The sequence below is a fragment of the Methanobrevibacter sp. genome, assembly GCF_036307625.1.
Classification (GTDB): Archaea; Methanobacteriota; Methanobacteria; order Methanobacteriales; family Methanobacteriaceae; genus Methanocatella.
On sequence record NZ_JAXJXF010000116.1, the window covers coordinates 1 to 4,166 of the forward strand.

General features: G+C 34.5%; 1 protein-coding gene. It reads right to left on the minus strand.

What is annotated here, in order from left to right:
* Positions 1–946 precede the first annotated feature (946 nt).
* Positions 947–4,166 (minus strand): Ig-like domain-containing protein (locus UIB65_RS07490; protein WP_330040671.1); only part of this gene is annotated, 3,220 nt, incomplete at its 5' end.

Here is a 4,166-nt window from a genome sequence, read left to right on the forward strand (position 1 = left end):
ATAAAACCCGACAAGATATAATGAAAAGTAATAAATTACAGTATAGTTAAACAAAAGTAAATCAATCTTACATAATTAAAAAATTAAAATAATAAACAATAAACAGTAATATAACAATCAGCATAATACAGAATCACAGTATATCATCAAAAAATAGAAAAATTAAGCAAAAATTAATATACAAATGGAAAAAACAAGACCTATAAATCAATTCCCATATACCTTAATGAAAGTTTTTACTTTAAGCAAAACCCAAAAATAGCAAAAAACAGGTAAAATTTCAAAATATGATTTGCACATCGACCTAAAAATCAGGATGATAAAAAAACTTGCTGCAATAAAAATATACAAAAAGTTTTGATTTTCCAATTTTTTGGTTGAAAAAAATATCCTATTTTGATTAACTAATATATATGTAATGAATGATTTAGATAGATTTTGAAAGGGTAAATTCAAGATCATCCAACAGATTTCAAAATCAATACAAAAAAACATGACTCCAAATTATAAAAGAGATAAAAAATATTGCAATTGAAATTATACAATACAATCTACAATATATTTTTGACATTCCAAATCCAACCGCAATTAACAGCCAAAGATTGAACTTGATTTTTCAGCCCATAACCCCCATCTTGTCGAAAGGCAGTAAAAATTATCAGCTTCAAAAAAGTTTGTGAAATATCATTTTGGCACATATTTTTTATCGTAAAAATAGCATATATTGATTAACTAATATATATGTAATGATTGATTTAGATGTATTTTAAAAGGCCAATTTCGAGACTTATCAACAAATTTCAAAAAATCGATGCTAAAAAAACATGACCACAAATTATGCAACAAAGATTTAAATTAAATTACAGAATTTTACAGAATTAAAAAAAAAGATAAAAAATATTGTAATTGACATCAAACAAGTCAATATACAATATACAATATATGATTATTTTCTAAATTTTCTAATACCACCAGATCCGACTGCAATTAACAACATTAGAATCAATGCCAATATTGGGTTACCTGTTGGGTATTTTTCAAGACCCCTTTTCTCAGCATTGTATGTGTAGTGAGGATGAGCAGGTTCATCCGGAGTTTCATTGAAATGAACTTCAATATCGGTTATTGAATCGTTGGCATCATATTTTCTATCACCGGAATAGGATGCAATAATATCATAGTCCCCTTTGGTTAATCCCGGCACAGTGAATATTGCCTTACCATTCTTAACTTCTTGGGTGTATGTTTTACCGTTGACTGTAATTGTTACAGTACCTGTTGCATCTTCAGGGACATTTACAACTACAGTTGCATCTTCACCCTGGTAGATATCATCAGCATCAGCAGATATAGGTGCATTGACTTTTGATACCTTGAATGAAACTGTGGTTGTGCTAGGCAAGTATTTGTCATCACCCTCATAGGTTATTTTTGCAGTGTATTTTCCGCTTGCAAGTTCAGGTATGATGATTTTAGCCTTACCGTTTTCAACAGTTCCATAATAACCGACACCATCAATGTCTACAAGTACACGACCAGTCGCATCCTTAGGTACAGTTGCAGTTATTATTTCATCTTTTCCAACGTTAATGTCTTTTCCAGTAGCTTTGACAGTTGAAGAGACTTTTGAAACTGTGAACTGACCGGTTGTATAATTATCCATGTAATAATCATCACCTGAGTATTTGACAGCTACAGTCTTATCTCCAAATGCAAGGCCGGTAACACTGAAAGTGGCAATACCATCTTTAACCTTAGTTAGGTATTCCTTACCGTTTATTTCAATTGTTACAGTTCCTGTTGCTCCTTTAGGCAAGGTTACAGTAACAACTTCGGTTTCTCCAACCTTAATATTAGAAACATCTACACTAATCGGAGTGGAGTATTTCGGAATGTCAACGCTTATTGTTGTTTTATTTGATGAATAGTCCCCATCACCTGAATATTCAACAGTGATATCGTGTTTTCCAGGAGTTGTATCGTTAAGGGTGATTACTGCAGTACCGTTAACAACTTCAACAACATATGTGTTGTTTCCGTCACTCACAGTTACATTACCTGTTGCGTCATCCGGCAAAATAACCTTAATGGTGCCGTTGCCCTGATCAATCACATCCATTTGAGTGTCCTGTTTGGATACTGTAAATATTGTTGCGTTTTGTGAAGGCAGGTATTTGTTATCTCCATTGTATCTTACGCTTACAAAGTATTCGCCTTTAGGAAGTCCGCTGATTTCAAGTTCTCCATTTCCACCGCTGACAGCGACAATGTATTCCTTACCTTCCACATATACTGCACCTAATGCACCATTATTTAAATTGAATGTGAATTCATCTGAATTTATAATAACGGTTACATTTCCTGTGGCATCTGTTGGAACAATTAAATGAATGTTCACATTTTCGCCAACGTGTATATTTGAAACGGTTGGAATTACAAATGAAGGAAGTTTGGATACTTTAACTGTTGTTTTGTTTGAGCTGGAGAGATATTTATCGTCACCAAGGTATGTTAAATTAACATTATAATTGCCTTCACCAAGGTGAGGAATCTCAACTGTTCCGATACCATCAGTTATGTTCATATAATATCCTACACCATCAATATCTATTAATACTTGGCCAGTTGCATCTGTTGGGACTTTTACGGTTACTGTAATGTTTTCACCGACATTGACATCACTTATTTCAACAATCAAGTTTGAATTTACTTTGGATACTGCGAATTTATCTGATGTGAAGTTTCTAGCGTAGGCGCCGTCACCTTCATAAACTGCAAAGACTGATTTTTCACCAGCAGTCAGGTTTTCAACTTCAAATCTTGCCACACTATCATTAATTAAAGAAGTATGGTTTACTCCATCGATTTCAATAGTAATAGTACCGGTTGCTCCTTTTGGAACTTCAACTGTTATTATTGCCTTATCTCCAACATTAATGTTATCCACATTGATTTTGATTGGAGTAGGAACATCTGAAACAGTTATTTCAGTATGAATTGTTGCATTGGTATGGTTTCCATCACCTGAGTATATCACTTCAACGTCATGAACACCAGGAGTTTCATTGTCTAAAGTTATAATTGCAGTACCGTTAATGACAGTAGCATTATATATATTGTCGCCAACTTTGACAGTTACATTACCTGTAGCGTTATCGCCAACAACCACAACTATAGTGCCGTTGCCATAATCTACAATGACCGGATCGACAGCCGCTTTACCTTCTTTTTTAGTGAAGTTTGAAATTGTGTAATTGCCGGCGTAGTTATCATCACCGGAATATTCGACAACAATAGTATGGTCACCACTGCTTATATCATCAACATAAACAACAGCATTACCATTATCATCAATCCTAGTTATATATTCCTTACCACCAACATTGACAGTTACATCACCTGTAGCATTATCAGGAACAGTGACTGTAACGACAACAGTACCATTTGGAAGTTCTGTAATAGTCATGCTCATATTTGTATCATACTTAGGAGCAGTAACATTAGTAGTAATATTTGAACCAGTATGATTACCATCACCGGAGTAAATAACCTCAACCTCATGAGTTCCAGGAGTCACATTGTCAATAGTTACAACAGCAGTACCGTTAACCACAGTAGCATTGAACTCCTTATCGCCAATCTTAATTGTCACATTACCTGTAGCATTATCACCAACAACCACAACAACAGTTCCGTTACCATAGTCAATTACACTAGGTTCTGTATCTGCTTTTGCCTTTTGCACAGTCATGTTTGAAACTGTGTGGTTAGCAGAGTAGTTTTTATCTCCAAGATATTCAACTGCAATAGTATGGTCTCCATCAGATACATTCTCAGCAGTTACAACAGCTTTTCCATCAGCACCAATCTCGGCAGTATAATCTTTACCGCCAACGCTGACTGTGACATTGCCGGTAGCACCTTTAGGAACTTCAACAGTGATTATGATAGGTTCACCTTCCTTAGCCCCACCAACAGTCACATTAATTGGAGTATCATACTTAGGAGCAGTAACATTAGTAGTAATATTTGAGCCAGTATGGTTATCATCACCTGAGTAAATTACTTCAACTTCATGGTCTCCAGGAGTTACATTAGTAATATTAATAATTGCAGTACCATTAACCACAGTAGCATTGAATGTTTCATTACCGACTTTAATGGTC